General features: G+C 63.8%; 22 protein-coding genes. 12 read left to right on the forward strand and 10 right to left on the reverse strand.

Annotated elements, in window-relative coordinates:
* Window positions 1-88: 88 nt before the first annotated feature.
* The 4 genes from C2H86_RS27750 to C2H86_RS27765 all read right to left on the reverse strand — a co-directional run bounded on the left by C2H86_RS27750 (window position 89) and on the right by C2H86_RS27765 (window position 4,230).
* Window positions 89-1,663, reverse strand: a complete 1,575-nt coding sequence (locus C2H86_RS27750) for an aldehyde dehydrogenase (NADP(+)) (RefSeq protein ID WP_159410816.1) — start codon at window positions 1,661-1,663, stop codon at window positions 89-91.
* A gap of 30 nt (window positions 1,664-1,693) precedes the next feature.
* Complete coding sequence (locus C2H86_RS27755; RefSeq protein WP_159410817.1) at window positions 1,694-2,662, reverse strand: cyclase family protein; 969 nt, start codon at window positions 2,660-2,662, stop codon at window positions 1,694-1,696.
* Window positions 2,663-2,726: 64 nt separating this feature from the next.
* Complete coding sequence (locus C2H86_RS27760; protein WP_159410818.1) at window positions 2,727-3,041, reverse strand: NIPSNAP family protein; 315 nt, start codon at window positions 3,039-3,041, stop codon at window positions 2,727-2,729.
* 25 nt (window positions 3,042-3,066) lie between these two features.
* Window positions 3,067-4,230 carry an iron-containing alcohol dehydrogenase gene (locus C2H86_RS27765; RefSeq protein ID WP_159410819.1) on the reverse strand — a complete coding sequence of 388 codons (1,164 nt, stop codon included), beginning with the start codon at window positions 4,228-4,230 and terminating at the stop codon, window positions 3,067-3,069.
* Between the two features lie 308 nt (window positions 4,231-4,538).
* On the opposite strand from C2H86_RS27765, the gene C2H86_RS27770 reads away from it, so the two are divergent.
* Window positions 4,539-5,843, forward strand: coding sequence for an MFS transporter (locus tag C2H86_RS27770; RefSeq protein WP_159410820.1), 1,305 nt, complete (start codon window positions 4,539-4,541; stop codon window positions 5,841-5,843).
* A gap of 67 nt (window positions 5,844-5,910) precedes the next feature.
* On the opposite strand, the gene C2H86_RS27775 is transcribed toward C2H86_RS27770, so the two are convergent.
* Entirely contained in the window at window positions 5,911-6,834 is a 924-nt protein-coding gene (locus C2H86_RS27775; protein WP_159410821.1) for a LysR family transcriptional regulator, read from the reverse strand.
* Window positions 6,835-7,039: 205 nt separating this feature from the next.
* Window positions 7,040-7,723 (reverse strand): GntR family transcriptional regulator, encoded by a 684-nt coding sequence (locus C2H86_RS27780; RefSeq protein ID WP_159410822.1) that lies wholly within the window; start codon window positions 7,721-7,723, stop codon window positions 7,040-7,042.
* A gap of 222 nt (window positions 7,724-7,945) precedes the next feature.
* Here C2H86_RS27780 and C2H86_RS27785 point away from each other — a divergent pair, with 222 nt between their 5' ends.
* The 6 genes from C2H86_RS27785 to C2H86_RS27810 all read left to right on the forward strand — a co-directional run bounded on the left by C2H86_RS27785 (window position 7,946) and on the right by C2H86_RS27810 (window position 14,007).
* Window positions 7,946-8,749, forward strand: coding sequence for a shikimate dehydrogenase family protein (locus C2H86_RS27785; protein WP_159410823.1), 804 nt, complete (start codon window positions 7,946-7,948; stop codon window positions 8,747-8,749).
* A 33-nt stretch (window positions 8,750-8,782) separates the two neighbouring features.
* The gene (locus tag C2H86_RS27790; protein ID WP_159410824.1) at window positions 8,783-9,475 is read left to right on the forward strand and encodes an SDR family NAD(P)-dependent oxidoreductase; all 693 of its coding nucleotides are present in this window, start codon (window positions 8,783-8,785) and stop codon (window positions 9,473-9,475) included.
* Between the two features lie 145 nt (window positions 9,476-9,620).
* Window positions 9,621-10,712 (forward strand): glycerol dehydrogenase, encoded by a 1,092-nt coding sequence (locus C2H86_RS27795; protein ID WP_159410825.1) that lies wholly within the window; start codon window positions 9,621-9,623, stop codon window positions 10,710-10,712.
* 48 nt (window positions 10,713-10,760) lie between these two features.
* Window positions 10,761-11,648, forward strand: a complete 888-nt coding sequence (locus C2H86_RS27800) for a transketolase (protein WP_159410826.1) — start codon at window positions 10,761-10,763, stop codon at window positions 11,646-11,648.
* A gap of 2 nt (window positions 11,649-11,650) precedes the next feature.
* A complete protein-coding gene (locus C2H86_RS27805; protein WP_159410827.1) occupies window positions 11,651-12,631 on the forward strand; it encodes a transketolase family protein in 981 nt (326 codons plus the stop codon).
* Between the two features lie 65 nt (window positions 12,632-12,696).
* Window positions 12,697-14,007, forward strand: a complete 1,311-nt coding sequence (locus C2H86_RS27810) for an MFS transporter (protein WP_205524583.1) — start codon at window positions 12,697-12,699, stop codon at window positions 14,005-14,007.
* Between the two features lie 157 nt (window positions 14,008-14,164).
* Here C2H86_RS27810 and C2H86_RS27815 read toward each other — a convergent pair whose 3' ends face one another.
* Genes C2H86_RS27815 through C2H86_RS27830 form a run of 4 tightly spaced genes read right to left on the reverse strand, consistent with a single transcriptional unit; the run spans window position 14,165 to window position 16,990 of the window.
* Window positions 14,165-14,893, reverse strand: coding sequence for an amino acid ABC transporter ATP-binding protein (locus tag C2H86_RS27815; RefSeq protein WP_159410828.1), 729 nt, complete (start codon window positions 14,891-14,893; stop codon window positions 14,165-14,167).
* Complete coding sequence (locus C2H86_RS27820) at window positions 14,880-15,530, reverse strand: amino acid ABC transporter permease (RefSeq protein ID WP_205524637.1); 651 nt, start codon at window positions 15,528-15,530, stop codon at window positions 14,880-14,882. The genes C2H86_RS27815 and C2H86_RS27820 overlap by 14 nt, the downstream gene beginning before the upstream one ends.
* Entirely contained in the window at window positions 15,527-16,192 is a 666-nt protein-coding gene (locus C2H86_RS27825; RefSeq protein WP_159410830.1) for an amino acid ABC transporter permease, read from the reverse strand. Before C2H86_RS27825 ends, C2H86_RS27820 begins: the two co-directional genes overlap by 4 nt.
* Window positions 16,193-16,201: 9 nt before the next feature.
* Complete coding sequence (locus C2H86_RS27830; RefSeq protein WP_159410831.1) at window positions 16,202-16,990, reverse strand: transporter substrate-binding domain-containing protein; 789 nt, start codon at window positions 16,988-16,990, stop codon at window positions 16,202-16,204.
* Window positions 16,991-17,263: 273 nt separating this feature from the next.
* Between C2H86_RS27830 and C2H86_RS27835 the strand changes: the two genes are divergently transcribed.
* From C2H86_RS27835 to C2H86_RS27855, 5 genes are all read left to right on the forward strand, one after another.
* Entirely contained in the window at window positions 17,264-17,968 is a 705-nt protein-coding gene (locus C2H86_RS27835; protein WP_159410832.1) for a FadR/GntR family transcriptional regulator, read from the forward strand.
* A gap of 392 nt (window positions 17,969-18,360) precedes the next feature.
* The gene (locus C2H86_RS27840) at window positions 18,361-19,770 is read left to right on the forward strand and encodes a circularly permuted type 2 ATP-grasp protein (RefSeq protein ID WP_159410833.1); all 1,410 of its coding nucleotides are present in this window, start codon (window positions 18,361-18,363) and stop codon (window positions 19,768-19,770) included.
* Window positions 19,771-19,773: 3 nt separating this feature from the next.
* Window positions 19,774-20,724 carry an alpha-E domain-containing protein gene (locus tag C2H86_RS27845; RefSeq protein ID WP_159410834.1) on the forward strand — a complete coding sequence of 317 codons (951 nt, stop codon included), beginning with the start codon at window positions 19,774-19,776 and terminating at the stop codon, window positions 20,722-20,724.
* Complete coding sequence (locus tag C2H86_RS27850; RefSeq protein WP_159410835.1) at window positions 20,721-21,518, forward strand: transglutaminase family protein; 798 nt, start codon at window positions 20,721-20,723, stop codon at window positions 21,516-21,518. Before C2H86_RS27845 ends, C2H86_RS27850 begins: the two co-directional genes overlap by 4 nt.
* Before the next feature lie 68 nt (window positions 21,519-21,586).
* Window positions 21,587-22,318, forward strand: coding sequence for a proteasome-type protease (locus C2H86_RS27855; protein WP_159410836.1), 732 nt, complete (start codon window positions 21,587-21,589; stop codon window positions 22,316-22,318).
* The last annotated feature ends 127 nt before the right edge of the window (window positions 22,319-22,445 follow it).

Here is a 22,445-nt window from a genome sequence, read left to right on the forward strand (position 1 = left end):
AAACTGGCGCCGCCGACGCGAACACAAGCGCCCCGCGTTGCAGGCTTGATGTACAAGCCCCGCAACGCACGGGCCACCCTGGGCTCGATTACAGCGCAGCCCGGCTAAACACCCCATTCACCAGGCGATTGATGCCCAGTGGGTTGGCAGCCTTCAGCGCATCCGGCAACAAAGCGTCAGGCAGATTCTGGTAACACACCGGCCGCAGGAACCGGTCGATGGCCAGGGTGCCTACCGATGTCCCGCGCGAATCCGAAGTCGCCGGATAGGGCCCGCCATGTACCATCGCATCGCTGACCTCGACGCCGGTCGGATAACCGTTGACCAACACCCGCCCGACCTTCTCCTCCAGCAGCGCCAGCAAATCCTGCGCCTCGGCCAGCTCGTCGGGCTCGCCGATCAGGCTTGCGGTCAGCTGTCCGCGCAATCCGACCAAGGCCTCGTGCAGTGTCTTGCGGTCAGCCACCTCGACGACCACCGTTACAGGACCGAACACCTCCTCTTGGAGCAACTCATCGCCTTCGAGCAGTAATCCGACGTCGGCCCTGAACAGCTGCGGCCGCGCCTGTTGGCCACTCTGCCCCGCCATGCTGAGCCGATCGATGCGTGGGTGAGCCTCCAAGCGTTGCAGGCCCGAGCAGTAGCTGGCGAACGTACCGCGGTTGAGCATGGTCTGCGCCGGCAGATCGTCCAGTTGATGCCTGAGGGCTTCGACAAAGGCGCTGAACTCAGGCGAGCGCACACCCACCACCAAACCGGGGTTGGTGCAGAACTGCCCTGCCCCCTGCACCACCGAGGCGCTCAGCTCGCGGGCAATGGTCTCGCCGCGCAGGCGCAACGCCTCTGGCAGCACCAGCACCGGGTTGATACTGCTCATCTCGGCAAACACCGGGATCGGCTGCGGCCGGGTCGCCGCCAGATCGCACAGGGCACGCCCGCCCTTGAGCGAACCGGTGAAGCCCACCGCCTGGATCGCCGGGTGCAGCACCAGACGCTCGCCGACACCGCTACCAAAAACCATGCTGAACACCCCGGCCGGCATCTGCGTCAACTGCGCGGCACGCTCGATGGCCATGGCCACATACTGCGCCGTGGCCATATGGCCACTGTGTGCCTTGACTACCACCGGGCATCCGGCGGCAAACGCCGCCGCCGTGTCCCCCCCTGCCGTGGAAAACGCCAGCGGGAAATTGCTGGCGCCGAACACGGCCACCGGCCCGACACCCAGACGGCACTGACGCAGGTCTGGACGCGGCAGCGGCTGGCGCTCGGGCATGGCCCGGTCGATACGGGCGCCCAGAAAGTCACCGCGACGCAGCACCTCGGCGAACAGGCGCAACTGACCGCTGGTGCGTGCACGCTCACCGAGGATGCGCGGTGCCGGCAAGGCCGTCTCGCGACCGACCACGGCGATGAATTCCTCGCCCAGCGCATCCAACTGGTCGGCGATGGCCTCCAGAAAACGCGCCCGCCGCTCCGGCGCCAGGCTGCGGAAAACCGGGAAGGCCGAGCGCGCGCCGGCAGCGGCAGCATCTACCTCCGCCTCGGTGGCCTGGTGGAAGAAGCCGGGCAGGCGCTCGCCGCCATGGGCATCGATGCTGTGCAACAGCACCGTCCCCAGACCGCTGCGCCGCCCGCCGATGAAGTTGTATCCGTCAGACATGAAGAGTGGCTCGCATATGAAAGTGAAGGGTTACTTGATCACCATCGGATTGACCGGTGCCCCACTGCCGCCGACGATTTTCAGCGGCGCCGCGGCATAGAGGAACTGCCACTGACCGTCGGCGGCACAGTCCTCGGCCAGGGCGTCGAGCATCGCGACTTCGGTGAAGGCTACGCCCAGGTTGCGCATCAGCGCGTTGTGCAGGGGGATCATCACCCCCGACTCGGCGTCGAACGCCACTTCGTTGGCCATGGTGTCGGTGATCAGGTTGGGAATCTGCATCTGGTGGAACCACTCCACCAGTTCGCGGCTGAAGGCCAGCCCCGGTTCGTTGTAGTCTCGGTAGAACTCCTCAGCCTCGCGCTCGTAGAACGAGCCGATCCAGCCGGTACGAACCAGGAGGATGTCGCGCGGCTCCAGCGTCACGCCTTGGGCGCTGGCAGCGGCCAGCAGGTCGTGGTGATCGAAACCCTCGCCCTTGTCCAGCACCGCCTTGCCACGATGGCGGGCCATGTCGATCAGCACCGCACGCCCGACCACGCCGCGCTCGGCAATAGGCAGGATGCTCGCCTTGCTCATACCGCCGATGGTCGACAGCGCGTCGTAGCCATTCCACAGCTGGTCGTCGTACCAGACATGGCCCAATGCGTCGTACTGGGTCGAGCCCTGCAGGTGCATGAAGATCACGTCGTCGACGTATTCGACATTGCCGTCGAAATGCGCCTTGCCGGCCAGGTAGTGGCCTTTGTCCAGCACATTGACCCGCAATGACGGACGACGACCGGGGAACAGCGGTTCACCCTTGGGGTGGCCGATCTGAGTCTGCAGGGTGAAGGTCTTGCCCTGGCGAATACAGGCGACGCCTTTGAGCACCTGGGCAGGATCGAGGTAGTTGAGCGCACCGACTTCATCGTCGGGCCCCCACTTGCCCCAGTTGCGAGGCAGGCCTTCGAGCAGTCGGGCGATATCGGGCGAGATGGAGCTGGATTTTAGGCACATGGGCCTGGCCTCTTGTTGTTATTCAGGGGGGGTTACGTAGATGTTGCCGACAACGGTGGGGAGCTCACTGGATCGGCGAGAAGGCTGCGGGCCGCAGCAGCTTCGACTCCATGCGGATCAGCATCGGGAAGGCTTTGGGCACGAAACGCTCGAGCCAGTCACGGTCTTCATACAGCGCCGTACGCCGCTGGATGCGCTCATCCAGGCTGTCGTAGGCCCAGATATGCACCACCTGATTGAGTTCGCCGATCTCGGTGTACCACCAACCCACCAGCGTGGCGTAGCGGGAAATCACCGGCAGGCCTTCTTTTTCGAAGTGTTCGAGGTATTCCTTCATCTTGCCGATGTGCAGGGTGTAAGTGCGCATTTCGTAGTACATGAGTATGGGTTCCGTTCGGGGGGACTCAGAGGTTGCCGTGGTAGGCATCGATGATGAGTTGCTCGACATCGCGCGCCGTGGTCAGGCGCGGGTTGACCAGCACATTGCCGCTACGCATGGAGTCGCCGACCATCTGCGGCAGGTACTCAAGGTCCACGCCAAGTTCGCGGATGGTCGCCGGGATGCCGATCGCCTGGTTCAGCGCGACCACCGCCTCCACCGTACGCCCCGCAGCCTGCGCGATATCCAGGCCGCTGACGTCTTCGCCCATGGCAATGGCGATGTCACGGAAACGCTCGGGGCAGGCCGGCACGTTGAACTTGATCACATAGGGCAGCAGCGCGGCGTTCGCGATGCCGTGGGGGATGTTGAACACGCCGCCGAAGGTGTGCGAGATCGCGTGGACATTGCCCAGCTTGGACTGGGAGAACGCCACACCCGCCAGGAATGAACCCAGCAGCATCTGCTCGCGGGCCGCCATGTCAGTGCCGACGAAATAGCACCGCTGCAGGCTGGCGGCGATCATGCGGATCGCTTGCAAGGCCATGGCCTGGCTGATCGGGTTAGCCTGGCGCGAGACATAGGATTCGATCGCGTGGGTCAGCGCATCCATGCCAGTGGCGGCGGTGATCGACGCGGGCAGTTTGAGGGTCAGCGCCGGATCGAGAATCGCCAGGCGCGGGAACAGCAGCGGGCTGACGATCACGGTCTTGAACAGCGTGCGCGTGTTGGTGAACACGGTCGAGGCGGTGCACTCGCTACCGGTACCGGACGTTGTGGGGATGGCGAAGATCGGTAACGGCGGCTTGACCAGCTTGTCGTAGCCCTCGTAGTCGAGGATGTTGCCCGGGTTGGTCGCCATCGCCGCGACGCCCTTGGCAGTGTCGATGCTGCTGCCGCCGCCCACGCCGATTACCGCCTTGCAGTCACGCTCGCGCAGGAATGCGACAGCGGCATCGAGCACATCGGTGCTGGGGTTGGCTTCGACCGCTGCGAATAGGTGGTAGTCGATACCGGCCTGCTCCAGCGAGGCGAAAAAACCATTGAGAATGCCCGCATCGATCAGCCCCTGGTCGGTCACCACCAGGAGTGCGCCCTGGACATGTGGCTTTAGCAAGGCACCCGCCTGCTCAGCCATGCCTGCGCCGCATTTGGCGAGGGTGGGGAAATGAAACTGGAAATGGCTCATGGAATATCCTCAGGCACGTGGCGCCACTGTTCTTGTTGGAGCCCGCCATGAGTGCGGCGGGCCGTGCCTGGGCAATCTAGGGCGGCGCGCACAAGGGCAGATAATGAAAAGACCTGATCCCGGAATAACCACTGCTTATCACCACCGAGGGGATAAGCAGGTGTTATCGCTGGATCAGGTCTTTTCATTACCCAAGGGCCGATACGGATTGAACAATCCACGGGCATCGCGCTTCGCGGTGGCGATGCCGCCACGTGATGCGCCGGCAACGCAACTCTCCGATAATCACAATGACGAGCCCTCCCGCGATGAAGACGACCTCCTCCCCGGCCGCCCTGGCGCTGACTGACGCCACACCCATGACCAGCGTGCGCTGGCGCATCTTTTTGATCCTGCTGCTGCTCACCGCGATCAACTACATCGATCGCGCTTCGTTGTCGGTGGCACTGCCGCTGATCGCGCCGGAGTTCAACCTGACACCGGCCATGGAGGGCATGATGCTCAGCGCGTTCTTCTGGTCTTATGCGCTGATGCAGATCCCCGGCGGCCTGCTGCTGGACCGCTTCCACACCCGTGGCATCATCGGCGCCGCGACCATCGCCTGGGGTGCCTTCCAGGCCTTGGGCGCGGCGTCGCACAATTGGGTGCTGCTGCTGCTCACGCGCATCGGGCTGGGGGTGGCCGAGTCGCCGATAATGCCTGCCGGGGCAAAGCTCAACGGTTCATGGCTAACGCCGAACGAGCGCGGCCGCGGCGCCGTGCTGGTGGACGGTGGCGCACCGCTGGGCAGTGCGCTGGGCGCAATTCTCATCTCCGGGCTGATCGCCTGGCTCGGCTCGTGGCGCCTGGCATTCGTGATCGCCGGTATCGGCACCATCCTGGCGGGCATCCTGGCCTGGAAATACATTCGCAACCACCCCAGTGAGCACCCGGGGGTGAACGAGGCCGAACTGCGCCATATCACCGAAGGCAACGCCAGCGCCCACGCCGCTGCGGCCAAGGCTGGCATCCCGCTGCGCGTGCTGCTAAAGGACCGCTCGATCTTCGCCATGTTCGCAGGCTACAGCTGCATCCTGGCGGTGTTCTACGGCCTGCTGACCTGGATGCCGAGCTACCTGCACAAGGAACATGGCCTGGACATCTCGGCCATGGGCGGGGCAACCTTCCTGATCTTCATGTGCGGTTTCGTCGGCGAGCTGATCGGCGGCTGGATCGGCGATCGCTGGCGGGCCAGCGGTGCTTCGCCGAACCTGGTGATGCGCTCGATGTTCAGCGGGTCGTCACTGGTGGCCGCCGTGTGCATCCTGGGCGCAGCCTACGTGGGCAACACCGGGGCGGTGATCACCCTGCTGTGCGTGGCGATGTTCTTCATCCGCTGGTGCGGCATGTACTGGTGTCTGCCGGCGATCATCGGCGGCCCATCACGCACCGGCGTACTGGGCGGGACCATGAACTTCTGCGGGAACATGGCCGGCGTACTGGTGCCGATCATCATCGGGCTGATCGTACAGTTCACCGGGGCGTACTTCTTCGCGTTGATCTTCTTCGTAGTGGCAGCGGTGCTGATCGCGGTGTTTTCCAGCTTGATCGACTACCGCGAGCGGACGTTCTGATGGGCATCGGTTCGAGCGGACAAGGGCCTACCGGCAACAGCGGTAATGCCGGTGCGGGCCCGGCGGGTCACGCCCCCTGAACCAGCTCATCCACCAGCAATTGCGCCGCGTGCGACAACGGTGAAGCGTGTCGATAAACCACCCCAAACGGCTCGCTCAGCGCGCGCAAGCGCACTGCCAGGCTCACCAGCAAGCCACGCTGCTCGGCGAACACGGCCACCGTTCGGGGAATCACCGCCACCAGGGTCGGGTCCTCTTCCAGCAACATGAACGTGGCGAAGGTCGAGGAGGTTTCCAGCGGATAGCGCGGCACCTCGATCCCCGCTTCGCTCAGTTCTCGCTCCAACGCCTGGCGCATTGGCATGTTGGCCGGGTAGACGATCCAGCGGAACTGGCTCAGGTCGGCGACCGTCAGTTCAGGCAGTGCCGCCAGCGGGTGCTGCGGATGAGCGACCACAGCGAGCGGTTCCTGGGCCAGCTCATGGAACACGTAGTCACCCGCGTTGCGTCCCAGACCGGGACGACAGATCGCCAAGTCCAGGCGCCCTTCATCCAGTTGCCCCAGCAGGCTGGCACTCGTGTTCTCAGCGATCTCCACGGCCAGTTGCGGCTGCCGACGTCGCAGACGCCCCAGCGCACCGACCAGCAACGGCACAGCCCCCATGATGCTGCCAACTGCCAACCGGCCACCTTGCCCCTGGACGATCCCCAGCACCTCCTCGCGCAGATGTCCCAAGTCGCTCTGGATCAGGCACGCATAGCGCACCACGCAACGCCCGACATCGTTGGCCATCAGACCACTAGGCTGGCGCTGGAACAGCGGCACCCCCAGAATATCCTCCACCTCGCGTAGTGCCTTGGTCGCGCCCGGCTGGGAAATGCCCATGGCCTCAGCGGCTTTGTGCAACGAACCGCAGCGGTCGAGCTCGATCAACAGTCGCAGCTGACGCAAACGCAGTCGGGAGAAGATGGTGTCGAGGGCGGGAATCATGGGTGTTCGTCCAAGGCGCAGGGCACGCTCACTATAACTGGGCATCCAGAGAGGAAATAATGATCTGGGCGCAAATGACTTTTTCCCATGCCTCAATTACGTCCTTCACTGGCTTGGAGTGCCCTAAGCAATTGGCCAGTGGAAAACCAGAGAGTACGCGTCTCCCGTGTTCCATGGCTCCAACCCAGGGTCTCGCCCGACGGCATCAAGCCGGGGTCGCCGCCATGGACTTGCGTTCCAGCCACTCCAGCATCAGCTCGCCCCAGGCGATGTCGGCTTGCAACGCAGCCTTGGCCTTGGCCGAGTCGCGCTTGCGCAATGCCTCGAGCACTTCGAAGTGCTTGTGCTTGGCGCTGGCCAGCTCGGCCTTGGGCACTTCGGCGTGGAAGGTACTGAGCAGCGGCCCCATCATCACCCACATGTTTTCCAGGGTTTTGAATATCACCGGCGTGCGCGCCGCGGCGATCAGGCCGAAATGAAACTCGCGGTTGAGCAACGAAGCCTTCTTGTAATCAACGCTGACCGCCGCCTGGAATGCGGCCTGCACTTCCTCGAGATGGGCCAGTTCGGCATCGGAGATGCGCTCGGCCGCAAGCCCCGCTGCTTCACCTTCAAGCAGGTGGCGGATCAGCTGGATCTCGCGCAACTGGTTGACGGTCAGCTCGGGGACATAGATGGAGGTGGCGGCTTTCATGTCCAGCGCATGGTCGCTGACCAGGCGGAAGATCGCTTCGCGCACCGGGGTGATCGACACGCCGAATTCTTCGGCCAGGGCACTGATGCGCAGGCGGTCGCCGGGTTGGTACTGGCCGTCCATCAATGCCGTGCGGATGATGCTGTAGACCCGCTCGCTCAAGTTGCCTTTATCCAGCGGCTTGTGAACTGTCACGCTGATTCTCTCTTGTCTGGTGAATGGCCCGGTACCTGCAGGGGTGCGGCCGGGCGATAAGGCATGATACATCATCATTAAGATCCCGGTAGCGCAGGGGTTTCAACGCCGATTAAAAACATGATATATCATATTTTAAACAGAGGCTGATGACGCGCACCGTGAGCAAATAACACCCCGTCATTGCCGCTGACGCCCCACCCACTTCATAGGAAGCCCATCATGCCAATTACCGGCACCACCCGAGTGGTGGTTCACCTGACCTACCCGGCCAAGCACCTGCGTACCCCCTCCTTCTTCAACCCGCTGCTCGAACGCCTGGGCCATGACGCCGTGCTGGTGCCCTGGGAGGTGTCGCCCGCCAACCTGGCCAGCGCCTGGGCGGGCCTGCGCGGCATCGAAAACCTTGCTGGGGTGATCGTCACCGTGCCGCACAAGCTGGAAGTCGCCGAACTGTGCGACGACCTGCAAGGCGCGGCGGCGTCGCTTGGGGTGTGCAACGTCGCCCGACGGCTGTCCGACGGCCGCTTCAGCGGGCGCATGTTCGATGGCGAGGGCTTTGTCCGTGGCCTGAAGAACCAGGGCCACGCGCTGGTCGGCAAACGCGTGCTGCTGCTTGGCGCCGGCGGCGCCGCCACGGGAATCGCCCATGCATTGCTGGCCGAGCCGCTGCAGCGCCTGGTCATCGCCAACCGTTCCCAGGCCAAGGCCGAGGAACTGGTCGCCCAATTGCGCACATTGCTGCCTGGGCGCAAAGTGGCGGCGGGCCCGGCCGATGGTCGCGGTTTCGATGTGGTGATCAATGCCACGGCGCTGGGGCTGAAGGCCGACGACCCGTTGCCGCTACCAGCGCACACACTCGACAGCGGAACGCTGGTCGCCGAGGTGGTGATGAACCCGGATGTCACTGCCCTGCTGGAAGCTGCCCAAGGCCGTGGCTGCCAGGTCCACAAGGGCGTGCACATGATCACCGGCCAGGTCGAACTGCTGGCCGACTTCCTGTTCGGCACGGCCAACGGGCACTGAAAACCGAATGGCGTTCTTCCCAACGGAGCACTCATGAACAAGATCGCAATCATCACTGGTGGCGGCTCGGGCATCGGCCTGGCTACCGCACGCCGCCTGCTCGCCGATGGCTATGAAGTTCACACCCTGGGCCTGGGCGAGCCGGAACAGCGCATGGACGGCATTCATTACTTGGAGCTGGACGTCACTGACGATGTCGCAGTGGCGGACTTTTTCGGCCGCTTCGAGCGGGTCGATGCCTTGGTCAATGCCGCAGGGGTCATCGACCACAACCGCGAGTGGCAGTTGGAGGGCTTCAGTCATGTGCTCGACGTCAACCTGACCGCCGTGATGCGCATCAGCAACGCTGCGCTGCCGGGGCTCAAGCGGGCCCGTGGCGCGGTGGTCAACTTTGCCTCGATGTGGGGCATCTTCGGCTCGGCCAAGACACCGGCCTATGCATCGAGCAAGGCCGCCATCGGCGAGCTGACCCGCTGCCAGGCCGTGGCCTGGGCCGCCGACGGTGTGCGCGCCAATGCCGTGGCACCGGGCTGGATCCTCACCCAGCTGTCACGCCGCGCCTATGAGGACCCAAGCCGCTCGGCCGGGATCCTCTCGCGCATACCAATGCAGGCCTGGGGCCAGCCGGAAGACGTGGCAGACGTCATCGCCTTCCTGGTTTCCGACAATGCCCGCTACGTCACCGGCACCACCCTGGCGGTGGACGGTGGTTACTCCATCGCCTGATTCCACCCTCTGAACCGATCGATGGCCGTCAGCGAACGGTGAAGGCGCTTGACGGCCAATACGCATGATATATCATGCATCACACATGACCGAGATCGACCACGACCTCGCATAACAACAACAAACCGTCACACAGAGGTACCGTATGAATCTGGTTTTCGGATCACCCGGCCGCTACGTGCAAGGCCCCGATGTACTCGACGAGGCAGGCCAGTACCTGGCCCACTGCGGCCGCCGCGCCGTAGTAGTCATCGACAGCTTCGTGATCGGCTTGGTCAAAGAGCGCCTGGACGCCACCTGTGCCCGCGCCGATGTGCAATTGCACTACATCACTTTCGATGGCGAGATCACCGCCCAGGGCATCGCCGCCCTGCGCCAGTCCGCCGCGCGCTTTACCTTTGACATGGTGGTAGCGGTGGGTGGCGGCAAGTCCATCGATGCCGGCAAGGCCCTGGCCCACTCCAGCGGCGCCGCGCTGGTGAGCATGCCCACCGTCGCCTCCAATGACGCCCCCACGTCGAAGAACTACGTGGTCTACGACGAGCACCATCAGCTCAGCGAAGTCGGCCACCTGCTCAGCAGCCCGCGCTACGTGCTGGTCGACACACGCCTGATTGCCCAGGCCCCCCGCCCCTTCCTGCTGGCCGGCATCGCCGATGCCCTGACCAAGAAGTTCGAAGCTGAGCAGTGCCTCAAGGCCGACGGTGTCAACATGTTCGGCGCCCGCCCCTCGCTGGCCGGCGTGACCCTGGCTCGGGAATGCTATGCCGTGCTGCGCGAGCATGCCGAGGAAGGCTTGGCGCTGGCCGGCAGCGGCCAGGTGAACGCCGCCTTCGAGCGCCTGATCGAAGCCGTGCTGCTGATGAGCGGCCTGGGCTTCGAGAGCGGCGGGCTGTCCATCGCCCACGCCATGACCCGTGGTTTGTCCAAGGTGCCAGGCGCCCGCGACCAGGTTCACGGCTGGCAAGTCGCCTATGGCCTGCTGGTGCAGCTGGTGCTGGAAGACCGCGAGGCAGCGTTCATGGCCGAGTTGCTGGCCTTCTACCGGCGCATCGGCCTGCCCTGCAACCTGGCCGAGCTAGGCGTCAACGCGCCCGACCAGGCCACCTTGCAGCAGGTCGCCGAGCCGACCCTGCAAGCCCCCCATGCGCGCAACTTCCTGCGAGCCAACGGCCAGCCCCTGCAGTGCGATGACCTGATCGAGGCCATGCGCGCGCTGGAATCACTGACCCGCTGAATACCCCTGGCAACACCCACCCTGCGATGCCTGCATTTGGAGGTAGAGATGGCTACACCCCGTAAAACCCTCGAGGCTTGGAAAGCCAGCGACTTCGTGCCCAGCGCCGAGACCGTCGCCCACCTGCGCGAACGGGCGAAATTCGTCCGGCTGGAAACCATCCGCCTGATCGAGATCGCCAAGACCGGCCACTACACCTCGGTGTTTTCTGCCGCCGAGCTGTTCTCGGCGTTGTACTACGACGTCATGAGCCTGCGCCCGGAAGACCCCAAGTGGCCTGAGCGCGACCGCTTCCTGATGGGCAAGGGGCACGCCGCCGTTGGCCAGTTCCCGATCCTGGCCGACCTTGGCATGTTCCCCAAGGACTGGCTGGACGACTACACCCGCCTGGGTAGCCCACTGGGCGACCACCCCGACATGCGCAAGGTGCCGGGCATCGATTTCTCGTCCGGCTCCATCGGCCACGCCCTGTCTGGCGGCCTGGGCATGTGCCTGGCGCAGCGCTTCACCGGCCACAGCTACGACGTGTTCGTCATGCTCGGTGATGGCGAGATGCAGGAAGGCCAGGTCTGGGAAGCCGCCATGAGCGCCGCCCACCACAAGGCCAGCCGCCTGATCGCCATCGTCGACCGCAACGGCTTTCAGCTCGACGGTCAGGTCGATGACGTGATCGGCATCGAACCGCTGGATGAAAAATGGCGTGCCTTCGGCTGGGAGGTCCATGTGATCGACGGCCACGACATCCGCGAGGTGACCACCACTCTGCGCCGCATCAAGGCCGACGAAAACCGCGACAAGCCGGTGTGCATCATCGCCAAGACCGTCAAGGGCAAGGGCGTTTCCTACATGGAGACCGAGCCGGGCTGGCACCTGGGCTACCTGGACCCGGAAGACGCGCAACGCGCCATCGCTGAAATCGAAGCCAAGGAGATCTGACCATGAACGCCCCGCTGTCCCCCAACTCCTGGCAATACCGTGGCCTGAATGCCATGAACCCTGGGCTGTCGTACCTTTCCGATGGGCTGATCGAGCTGACCCGCGAAGGCTACCCGGTCATGGCTGGCTCCGCCGACCTGCAGTACTCCAACGGCCTGAACAAATTCGCCACGGCGTTCCCCGACCGCTACATCCAGTTCGGTATCTCCGAGCAGAACATGGTCACCGCCGCCGCCGGCCTGGCCACTTGCGGGGTGATGCCGTTCGTGGCCACCTTCGCCTCGTTCCTGGGCCTGCTGTGCTGCGAACAGATCCGTATGGACGTGGCCTACTCGGCCCAGCCAGTGCGCCTGATCGGCCACCACACCGGCATCTCGCTGGGCTTCTATGGCACCTCGCACCACGCCACCGAAGACATCGCCACCATGCGTTCGATCGCCGACCTGGCGGTGGTCTCGCCGTCCGACGGCCCGCAACTGGTGGCGGCCATCAAGGCCTCGGCCACCTATGACAAGCCGGTGTACTTCCGCATTGGTCGCGGCCGCGACCCGATCATCTACGAACGCGGCACCACCTTCGAGTTCGGCAAGGCCACCGAGCACTGCCAGGGTGAAGAGCTGACCATCATCGCCTGTGGTATCACCGTGCACCCGGCGCTGGAAGCGGCACGCAAGCTCAATGCCGAGGGCCGTTCGGTGGGCGTGATCGACATGGCCTCGATCAAGCCGATCGATCGTGAAGCGATTCTGACCGCTGCGGCGCGCAGCCAACGGATGATGACGGTGGAAGAGCACAACGTGCTCGGCGGGCTGGGCGCGGCAGTGGCCGAGGTACTGGCCGACGAAGGCGTCGGGGTGAAGCTCAAGCGCCATGGCATTTACGACGAGTACAGCCTGATCGCTCCGCCCACCCACCTGTACCAGCACTACAAGCTCGATGCCGCCGGTATCGAAGAAGTCGCCCGCGCGCACATGGCGAGCTGACCCGTTACGCCGTACGGGCAGTGCCAACTCCGGCGCTGCCCGCCCCTTCCGCTCGGAGCCTAACAATGAACAATATGACCGAGACCCTGCCCGCCAGCGCGGCACAAGCCGCCCCCAGCGCAGTCAACCTGCGCCGCAAATCGCTGCTCGCCACCGGCGTCGGCAACCTGCTGGAGTGGTTCGACTGGACCCTCTACACCGTCGCCTCCGTCTATATCGCCGCCGCCCTGTTCGATAAGAGCAACCCGACCTCGGCACTGCTCGCCACCCTTGCCGTGTTTGCTGCCGGTTTTCTGTTGCGGCCGTTGGGCGGTATCGTGTTCGGCATCCTGGCCGACCGCCTGGGGCGGCGTACCGTGCTGCTCAGCACCATGCTGCTGATGGCCGGCGCCAGCCTGCTGATCGCGTTCATTCCTGCCTATGAATCGGTCGGCAGCTGGGCTTCCGCGTTGCTACTCTGTGCGCGGTTGATCCAGGGTTTCGCCCATGGTGGCGAGACCACCACGTCCTATGCCTACATCGCCGAAATCGCCCCCCCGAAACGCCGAGGCTTGTGGTCGAGCTCGGTGTTCTTCGCGGTAGGCAGCGGCTCGCTTCTGGCGACCTTCTACATGGCCCTGCTGACCTCGATGCTGAGCACCGAGCAGATGCAGGACTGGGGCTGGCGCATCCCCTTCGCCACCGGCGGCCTGCTGGCGGTGGTTGCCCTGTGGCTACGGCGCAGCATGATGGAAAGCGACCATAGCCCGAGTACCAGTAGCGCAACGCAGCACACTACTTGTTGGAGCCGCGGCCAGGTGTTGCAACACGGTGTACGGTTGTTCCTGTATGAAGCGGGCGCCACCCTGACCTACTACACCTGGGTCACCTCGGCGTCGATCTATGCCCTGAGCGTGAAAGGCATGGACCCGCATAACGCATTCATGATGAGCTGCATCGCCCAGGTTATCTACCTGGCCTTCCTGCCGGTCTGCGGCTGGATCTCGGACCAGGTCGGGCGCAAGGTCTGTGCACTGATTTCGCTGCTGGGTATCGCGGCGACCCTGTTCCCGCTGTGGGGCATGATCTCCAGCGAGCCCTGGACCCTGATGGTGGCGCAGACTGCTGGCCTGATGCTGGTGGCCTTCATCACCGGATGCAAGCCTGCATCGATTTCCGAGCAAGTCCCTACCCGCTACCGCACGCGGATGTTCGGTGTGTGCATTTCGTTAGGTGTAGCGGTGTTCGGGGGTACCGCATCGTACGTAACGACCTGGCTCTATTCGGAGCAGATCGGCTGGGTGTTCAACGTCTACCTGATCGTGGTGGCGCTGGTTGCCAGTGGCGTGGTGTTGATGTGGAAGAACAACCACGGCATTCCGATCGACCAGGTTTGAGTCGGTAACGCGGGAGCTGCCACGCAGCCCCCATTACCCTTACCCGCCCAACGCACTGACCAGCGCCGCCTGATTCTGCCACTGGGCAGTGCGTACCGTGGCCAGAATAATTGGCCTTACCGCGCTCTGCAGAGACAGATAGATAGTGATCGCCGCCTTACCCGACACTGCCGATGAAGTTGGCCAACTCCGTCGTCCTCGGTGCATCGAACAGAGTCTTCGGGTCGCCGACTTCATGCACCTTGCCCTGGTGCATGAACACCAGCTTGTCGCCCACCTCCCGGGCAAAGCGCATTTCGTGGGTGACCATCACCAACGTCATGCCCTCCTTCGCCAGCCCGCGCACCACGCTAAGCACTTCACTCACCAGCTCCGGGTCGAGGGCCGAAGTAATCTCGTCGCACAGCAGCACCTTGGGTGACATCGCCAGCGCCCGGGCAATGGCCACGCGCTGTTGCTGGCCGCCGGACAGTTGGTCCGGGTAGGCATCGAACTTTGCTTCCAGCCCTACCCGCTCCAGCATCTTGCGCGCCAGTTGCCGGGCCTCGGCCTTGGGCGTCTTCTTCACCAGTTGCGGCGCCAACATCACGTTCTCACCCACGCTCAGGTGCGGGAACAGGTTGAACTGCTGGAAGATCATCCCGACTTTCTGGCGCAAGGTACGCAGGTCGGCGCGAGCCGCATCCAGGTACTCGCCATCGACTTCGATCACCCCGTCATTGATCGACTCCAGCCCATTCAATGTGCGCAGCAGGGTGCTCTTGCCCGAGCCGCTGCGGCCGATGATCGCCACCACCTCGCCCTCCTCGATGCGCAGGTCGACCCCCTTGAGCACATGGTTGTCCCCGTAGTACTTGTGCAACGCAGAAACGCTAACCAGCGACATGCAGCCTCCTCTCCAGGTGGCGGGCACCCAGCGACAGTGGAAAACACAGAATGAAATAGCCCAGCGACACCAGGCCGTAGATCAGGAAAGGTTCGAAGGTGGCGTTGGCCAGCATGCCGCCGGTCTTGGTCAGTTCGGTGAACCCGATGATCGAAGTGACGGCCGTGCCCTTCACCACCTGCACCGAAAAGCCCACGGTCGGCGCCACGGCCAGGTGCAATGCCTGGGGCAGCACCACATGGCGCAGCTGCTCGCCACGGCTGAGCGCCAAGCTGGCGCTGGCCTCCCACTGCCCGTGCGGGATCGACTCCACGCAGCCCCGCCAGATTTCGGCGAGAAACGCACTGGTGAACAGCGTCAAAGCCACTGCCGCCGCCGCCCAGGCCGACACATCGATGCCGAACAGGGCGATGCCGAAAAACACCATGAACAGCTGCATCAGCAGCGGTGTGCCTTGGAACAGCTCGATATAGCCACGGGCCGCCAGCCGCAAAGGAGCGCTGTCGCTGATCCGCGCCAGCAGCATCAACAAACCCATGGCGCCGCCGCAGACGAACGCCACCAGCGACAGTAGCAAGGTCCATTGCAACCCGGTCAGCAGGTTGCGCACGATATCCCAGAAGGTGAAATCCATCAGCGTCTCCTCACGATCACGCGCCGGCCGAACAAATTCAGCACCTGCCGCACACCGATGGCCATGGCCAAGTACAGCAAGGTGGTGAACAGGTAGGTTTCGAACGCCCGGAAGTTACGCGACTGGATGAAGTTGGCCGCGAACGAAAGCTCTTCGGTGGCGATCTGCGAACACACCGCCGACCCCAGCATGACGATGACGATCTGGCTCGACAGCGCCGGCCACACCTTGGCCAACGCCGGGCGCATGATCACATGGCGGAACGTCTCGACGCGCGTCATCGCCAGCGCCGAGGCGGCTTCCAGCTGCCCGCGCGGGATGGCCTGGATGCCGGCGCGGATGATCTCGGTGGAATAGGCGCCCAGGTTGATCACCATGGCTAGCACCGCCGCCTGCCATTCAGTCATGCGCACGCCGAGGGCCGGCAAGCCGAAGAAGATGAAAAACAGCTGGACGATGAAGGGCGTGTTGCGGATCAGCTCCACATACACCGCGAACAGCCAGTTGAACGGCCGTAACTGCCAGGCCCGCACCACCGCACCGACGATGCCCAGGGCAACGCCGGCGAGGGTGCCGATCACGGTCAGTTCGAGGGTGAACAGCGCGCCCTTGAGCAGCAGGTCGCCCTGCTGCAGGGCGGCAGCGAAATCGAATTGATAGGCCATCGTTCAGGGTCACTCGAAATCGGCGGGCAGCGGTTGCTTGAGCCACTTCTCGGCGTTGCGCCCAAGGCTGCCGTCGGCCTTGGCCTGCACCAGGATTTCATCGACCTTGGCGCGCAGCGCCGGCTGCTCCTTGGCCATGCCCACATACACAGGGGAGTCCTTGAGCTTGAGCTTGAGCACCGGCACCTTGGCCGGATTTTTCGCCGCGATGGCCGACATCACCACACTGCCGCTGGCGATCAGGTCCACCTGCCCGGACAGGTAGGCGGCGATGGTCGAGTTGTTGTCTTCGAAGCGCTTGATGGTCGCGCCTTGCGGGGCCACCGCGCTCAGCTCCATGTCTTCGATGGCGCCACGGGTGACGCTGATGGTCTTGCCGTTGAGGGCGTCCAGGGTGTCGATGCTACTGGCTTCAGGGCCGAAAACACCCAGGTAGAACGGCGCGTAGGGTTTGGAGAAGTCCACCACCTTTTCGCGCTCGGGGTTCTTGCCCAGGCTGGAGATCACCAAATCGACCTTGCCGGTGGTAAGGAACGGGATGCGGTTGGTGCTGTTGACCGGGGTCAGCGCCAGTTTCACCCCCAGTTTGTCAGCCAACAGCTGCGCGGTGTCGATGTCCAGGCCGCGCGGCTTGAGGTCGGGGCCGACTGAACCGAATGGTGGGAAGTCCTGGGGCACGGCGACCTTCAGCACGCCGCGCTGGCTGATGTCGCTGAGGGTGTCGGCGTGGGCGACTGATTGCATCAGGGCACTGCCACACAGCAGTGTGGCCAGCAGGCATTTGCGCAGGTTGTTCATGGTCAAGACCTCAGGTGGCGATGGGCTGGTGTTTGCTGAACCCTTGCAGCCGACGTGCCAGAATGCCCGAAAATCCGGGCAATTCAGCTGCAGGCCTTGTGCCTGGTGGTATTACTGGTCTGAACAGTTGGATGCCTTATGCCCGGCAACCCGAACAAAAATCCCCTTCAAATGGCAGCGTTCGAACCCTTGCACCAGCACAGGGCCAAACTTGCGTGCACCGTGAAGATCATCGTAAAACGACAGCTTCTTTGATTGAATGGGTCTGTACCGATGCTCGATGCCCCCCTTCGCGGCGCCGTTCCCGAACTCGCTTTGCAGGCCATCCAACGCCTGATCGATGAGGGCGAATACCAGCCGGGCGACGCCCTGCCCGCGCAACGCGAACTGGCGCAGAACCTGGGGGTCAGCCGTGCGTCACTGCGGGAGGCGTTGTCGTCCTTGAGTGCCATGGGAGTGGTAAGCGTGCAGCCGGGCAAAGGGGTATTCGTCAAAGCTGCGCAAGCTGAACCGCCTGCGTCGGCGTCGGGGTTTGCCTGGCCGTTCGATGCCCAGGTATCCGCCGCCGATACCTTCCAGTTGCGTTATGTGCTCGAAGGCTTTGCCGCAGGCCAGGCTGCCAATGGCCTGACTACCGAGGCCCTCGATGCACTGGCGGAGAATGTCGAAGCCATGGGCATCGAGCTGAAGGCGCGCAACTTCGAAGCGGCGGCGCGCCTGGATTTCGAGTTTCATCGGCGCATTCTCGAGGCCAGTGGCAACCTGGCGATGCTGCAGATCGTCATGGCCAGCGAGGCCATTTATATAGAAAGCCAGAAGTTGCCATTCATTCGCCCGGAACGGGCCATGGAAACCTGGAAAGAACATAAGAAGATTCTCAACGCTCTGGCCAGGCATTCGGCGCCAGCGGCGCAGAAAGCGATGCAGGAACATATCCGTAGTGCCTCCTTGCGCACCGGGATCGTATTTTCCGTCTGAGCGGCCGCCCTCCCCGTATTGGTTCAAAACAACCAGCACCACCGTACCGCGCCCTGTTTTGGCGCGGGCGTACCTTGCTGGCCCACGCACGCGAACAATCGTCCCCAGCTCACCCAGGCCAAAACCGTCGCTTTATTGAATAAATAAAGCGTGTCCGTGATTGTTTTTAAAAATATTCAGCTGTTTCAGCGCTTATCCGAATTCCGGCACTTCCATTGCAAAGACTTTAACTACCCGCGCAACGCATCGCCGGTCGACGCGCAGCAGGACGTAGTCAACGCACAATGAGGTGCCGATAAAAACCAGAACCCATCCCCGCTCGCAGGATCTCGCATCGTGAAGTAGCCAAGTTGCAGGAAAATGCCGTCGATCAGTGCGGCAAGGAGTGCGGTATGTCCCGAGCTTTTTTCAATGAAATGTATGACGCCGACGGTGCCTGCCGTCCCCACTACCAGCCGTTTGCACGCTGGCTGGCAGACACCCCGCCCGAGTTGCTGGCGCAGCGCCGCCGCGAAGCCGACCTGTTGTTCCACCGCGCCGGTATCACCTTCACCCTGTACGGCGACGAACAGGGCACCGAGCGCCTGATCCCCTTCGACATCATCCCCCGCAGCATCAAGGCCAGCGAATGGCAGAAAGTGGAGCGCGGCTGCATCCAACGGGTGCAAGCGTTGAACCTGTTCCTGGCCGACGTCTACCACGACCAGCACATCCTCAAGCAAGGCATCATCCCGGCCGAGCAGGTGCTGGCCAACGAGGGCTACCAGATCGCCATGCAAGGCCTGGACTTGCACCGTGACATCTACGCGCATATCGCCGGCGTCGACCTGGTGCGTGACGGCGACGGCAGCTACTACGTGCTCGAGGACAACCTGCGCACGCCCAGCGGAGTGAGCTACATGCTCGAAGACCGCAAGATGATGATGCGCCTGTTCCCCGAGCTGTTCGCCAGCCAGCGGGTGGCACCCATCGACCACTACCCCAACCTGCTGCTCGACACCCTCAAGAGCGCCAGCCCGCTGGACAACCCCACCGCCGTGGTGCTGACCCCGGGGCGCTTCAACAGCGCCTACTTCGAACATGCGTTCCTGGCCCGTGAAATGGGCGTTGAGCTGGTGGAGGGCGCCGACCTGTTCGTGCGCGACGACCATGTGTTCATGCGCACCACCGCAGGCCCGAAGCAGGTGGATGTGATCTACCGGCGCCTCGACGACGCCTACCTCGACCCACTGTCGTTCACCCCCGACTCGATGCTGGGGGTGCCCGGCCTGATCGCGGCCTACCGCTCGGGCAACGTGGTGCTGGCCAACGCCGTGGGCACCGGCCTTGCCGACGACAAATCGATCTACCCCTACGTCGACGCGATGATCCGTTTCTACCTCGACGAGGAGCCGATCCTCAACAACGTGCCCACCTGGCAATGCCGCAACCCCAAGGAACTGTCCCACGTGCTGGCCCATTTGCCGGAGTTGGTGGTCAAGGAAACCCAGGGTTCCGGCGGCTACGGCATGCTGGTCGGGCCGGCGGCCACGGCGGCGGAAATCGAAGACTTCCGCGCGCGCCTCAAGGCCCGCCCCGAGGCGTATATCGCCCAACCTACCCTGTGCCTGTCGACCTGCCCGACCTTCGTCGAGAACGGCATCGCGCCGCGCCATATCGACCTGCGCCCGTTCGTGCTGTCGGGCAGCGAGACCCGCCTGGTGCCCGGAGGCCTGACCCGCGTGGCACTGCGCGAAGGCTCGCTGGTGGTGAATTCGTCCCAGGGCGGCGGCACCAAGGACACCTGGGTAGTGGAGGACTGACACATGCTTTCAAGAACCGCTTCGGACCTCTACTGGATGTCCCGTTACCTGGAGCGCGCCGAAAACCTGGCGCGCATGCTCGAAGTCAGCTATTCGCTGTCGCTGATGCCCCAGGCCGGGCGCAGCGACGGCCGCGCCGAGCTGGCCATGTCGCTACTGGCGGCCGGCACCCTGGACGACTACAACCAGCGCCACGACGAGCTCGACACCGCGCGCATGCTGCATTTTTTCGCCTTCGACGAGACCAACCCCGGCAGCATCTACTGCTGCCTGCAGGCGGCGCGCACCAATGCCCATGCGGTACGCGGGCGGATCACCGCCGACATGTGGGAGAACATCAACGCCACCTGGCTGGAGATGCGCAACATCGCCAGCAACGGCCTGGCGCGCTATGGCATGAGCCAGTTCTGCGACTGGGTCAAGGAGCGCTCGCACCTGTTCCGCGGCGCCACGGCGGGCACCATCATGCGCAACGACGCCTACTGTTTCATCCGCCTGGGCACCTTCCTGGAGCGGGCGGACAACACCCTGCGCCTGCTGGATGTACGCTACGAAATGTTCGGCGAGGCATCGGAAGAGGTCAGCGACCATTCGGCCCGTGGCTACTACCAGTGGAGCGCCCTGCTGCGTGCACTGTCGTCGTTCGAGGCGTTCAACGAGATCTACCGCAACGCGCCCAGTGCACGCCAGGTGTCGGAGCTGCTGCTGTTGCGCGCCGATGTGCCGCGCTCGCTGCATGCGTGCATCGAGGAGTTGGACCATATCCTCGCCGGCCTGCCCAGCACCAGTGGCCGGGCCTCGCAGCGCATGGCTGCCGAGCTCAATGCCCGGCTGCGCTACACCGGTATCGACGAAATCCTCGAAGCCGGCCTGCACCCCTGGCTGACCGACTTCATCGAGCGTATTCGCCAACTCAGCCAGACCGTTCACCACTCCTACCTGGAGGTCGTATGAAGCTCGCCATCCACCACGACACTCGCTACACCTACGCCAACCAGGTATGCGCCAGCATCCAGTTCCTGCGCCTGACACCCCAGAGCAATGCCCGCCAGCAGGTGCTCGAGTGGCAGGTGCAGATGCCCAGGCCGGTGCGCAGCCAGATCGACCCCTACGGCAACGTGCTGCACGTGTTGACCCTGGAAGAGCCACACAGCGCCCTGGCGCTGTGTGCCAAGGGTCAGGTCGAGATCGACCCGACGCTCGAAGTCGAACACGACAGCCAGTCGCCCTTGCCATTCCTGCGCACCAGCCGCCTGACCCAGGCCGACGAAGCGCTGCTCGGCTTTGCCAGGGAACACTGTGGCGGCCGCCGCGACCGCGCCGCGCTGATCGCGCTGATGGAAGGGCTGGCCGAGCGCATGCCGTACAGCCCAGGCGCGACGGCGGTCGACAGCACCGCCGCCGACTCCTTCGCCATCGGTGCCGGCGTGTGCCAGGACCACACCCATGCCTTCCTCGCCTGCGCCCGCAGCCTGGGGATCCCGGCACGCTATGTGTCTGGCTACCTGTGCACCGAGGATGCCAGCCACCTGGCCAGCCACGCCTGGGCCGAGGCCTGGCTGGGCGATGGCTGGTACAGCTTCGATGTGACCAACCGGCTGGCCCGGCCCGATCGCCACCTGAAACTGGCGGTGGGCCTGGACTACCTCGACGCCTGCCCCGTACGCGGCATGCGCCGGGGCGGCGGGGCCGAGTCGATGCTGGCGCAGGTTCAGGTCAGGTCGCTGCTACAGGGGCAGCAACAGTAACGCAAGCCCCCTACCGACCCCGTCGTCGCCGTGACGCCGGGGTCTTTCAACGCACACAGGTAAACCACATGACGTACTGCGTGGCCATGCACCTGGCCGACGGGCTGGTGTTTGTCTCCGATTCACGTACCAACGCCGGGATCGACCAGATCTCGACCTTTCGCAAACTGTTCATCTTCAGCACACCCGGCGAGCGCTTGATCGTCTTGCAGAGTGCAGGCAACCTGGCCACCTCGCAATCGGTGGTCAACCTGCTGCGCCAGCGCTGCAACGGCACGGGCAACCATCTGCTGAACGTGCGCACGCTGTACGACGCCACCGTGCTGGTGGCCGAAACCATTCGCGAGGTGGTCACCCGGGACCGCTGCAAGCTGGCGAGCAAGGTCGATTTGAGCTGCTCGCTGCTGGTGGGCGGGCAGATTGCTGGCGGGCCCATGGGGGTCTACAGCGTATATCCGCAAGGCAACTTCATTCAGGCCACAGAGGACACGCCGTTTTTGCAACTGGGCGAAAGCAAGTACGGCAAGCCGATCCTTGATCGCAACCTGACCTACCGCACTTCACTGGACGAGGCGCTGCGCTGTGGTTTGATCTCGTTCGACTCGACTATTCGCAGCAACCTGTCAGTGGGCATGCCGCTGGATTTGCTGGTGTATCGCAAGGATTCGTTCAGGCCGACGCAGAGCTATCGCATCACCCAGGACGACCCCTACTACAGTCAGATCCGCAGCCAGTGGTGCACGGGTCTCAGGGACCTACTGGCCGAACTCCCGGCCCCACCCAAAGACTACATGGAATAAGAATACCCGCCTTGGCGCGCCTAGCTTTGACGATGAGGATCATGCTCCTGCCTGACACAGGAGCCCCCTTGAGCTCAGTGAGTCCTGGCCCCTGATGGTGGCGTAGACAGCCTGATGCCGGGACAAA

It is taken from the genome of Pseudomonas putida (assembly GCF_009883635.2).
Classification (GTDB): domain Bacteria; phylum Pseudomonadota; class Gammaproteobacteria; order Pseudomonadales; family Pseudomonadaceae; genus Aquipseudomonas; species Aquipseudomonas putida_W.

Coding starts and splice junctions, on each gene's coding strand:
- C2H86_RS27770 (WP_159410820.1), top strand. CDS start 4,539: ATGAAGACGACCTCCTCCCCGGCCGCCCTGGCGCTGACTGACGCCACA.
- C2H86_RS27840 (WP_159410833.1), top strand. CDS start 18,361: ATGTCCCGAGCTTTTTTCAATGAAATGTATGACGCCGACGGTGCCTGC.
- C2H86_RS27795 (WP_159410825.1), top strand. CDS start 9,621: ATGAATCTGGTTTTCGGATCACCCGGCCGCTACGTGCAAGGCCCCGAT.
- C2H86_RS27810 (WP_205524583.1), top strand. CDS start 12,697: ATGAACAATATGACCGAGACCCTGCCCGCCAGCGCGGCACAAGCCGCC.
- C2H86_RS27760 (WP_159410818.1), bottom strand. CDS start 3,041: ATGTACTACGAAATGCGCACTTACACCCTGCACATCGGCAAGATGAAG.
- C2H86_RS27775 (WP_159410821.1), bottom strand. CDS start 6,834: ATGATTCCCGCCCTCGACACCATCTTCTCCCGACTGCGTTTGCGTCAG.
- C2H86_RS27835 (WP_159410832.1), top strand. CDS start 17,264: ATGCTCGATGCCCCCCTTCGCGGCGCCGTTCCCGAACTCGCTTTGCAG.
- C2H86_RS27765 (WP_159410819.1), bottom strand. CDS start 4,230: ATGAGCCATTTCCAGTTTCATTTCCCCACCCTCGCCAAATGCGGCGCA.
- C2H86_RS27785 (WP_159410823.1), top strand. CDS start 7,946: ATGCCAATTACCGGCACCACCCGAGTGGTGGTTCACCTGACCTACCCG.
- C2H86_RS27830 (WP_159410831.1), bottom strand. CDS start 16,990: ATGAACAACCTGCGCAAATGCCTGCTGGCCACACTGCTGTGTGGCAGT.
- C2H86_RS27815 (WP_159410828.1), bottom strand. CDS start 14,893: ATGTCGCTGGTTAGCGTTTCTGCGTTGCACAAGTACTACGGGGACAAC.
- C2H86_RS27790 (WP_159410824.1), top strand. CDS start 8,783: ATGAACAAGATCGCAATCATCACTGGTGGCGGCTCGGGCATCGGCCTG.
- C2H86_RS27750 (WP_159410816.1), bottom strand. CDS start 1,663: ATGTCTGACGGATACAACTTCATCGGCGGGCGGCGCAGCGGTCTGGGG.
- C2H86_RS27755 (WP_159410817.1), bottom strand. CDS start 2,662: ATGTGCCTAAAATCCAGCTCCATCTCGCCCGATATCGCCCGACTGCTC.
- C2H86_RS27850 (WP_159410835.1), top strand. CDS start 20,721: ATGAAGCTCGCCATCCACCACGACACTCGCTACACCTACGCCAACCAG.
- C2H86_RS27825 (WP_159410830.1), bottom strand. CDS start 16,192: ATGGCCTATCAATTCGATTTCGCTGCCGCCCTGCAGCAGGGCGACCTG.
- C2H86_RS27805 (WP_159410827.1), top strand. CDS start 11,651: ATGAACGCCCCGCTGTCCCCCAACTCCTGGCAATACCGTGGCCTGAAT.
- C2H86_RS27800 (WP_159410826.1), top strand. CDS start 10,761: ATGGCTACACCCCGTAAAACCCTCGAGGCTTGGAAAGCCAGCGACTTC.
- C2H86_RS27855 (WP_159410836.1), top strand. CDS start 21,587: ATGACGTACTGCGTGGCCATGCACCTGGCCGACGGGCTGGTGTTTGTC.
- C2H86_RS27845 (WP_159410834.1), top strand. CDS start 19,774: ATGCTTTCAAGAACCGCTTCGGACCTCTACTGGATGTCCCGTTACCTG.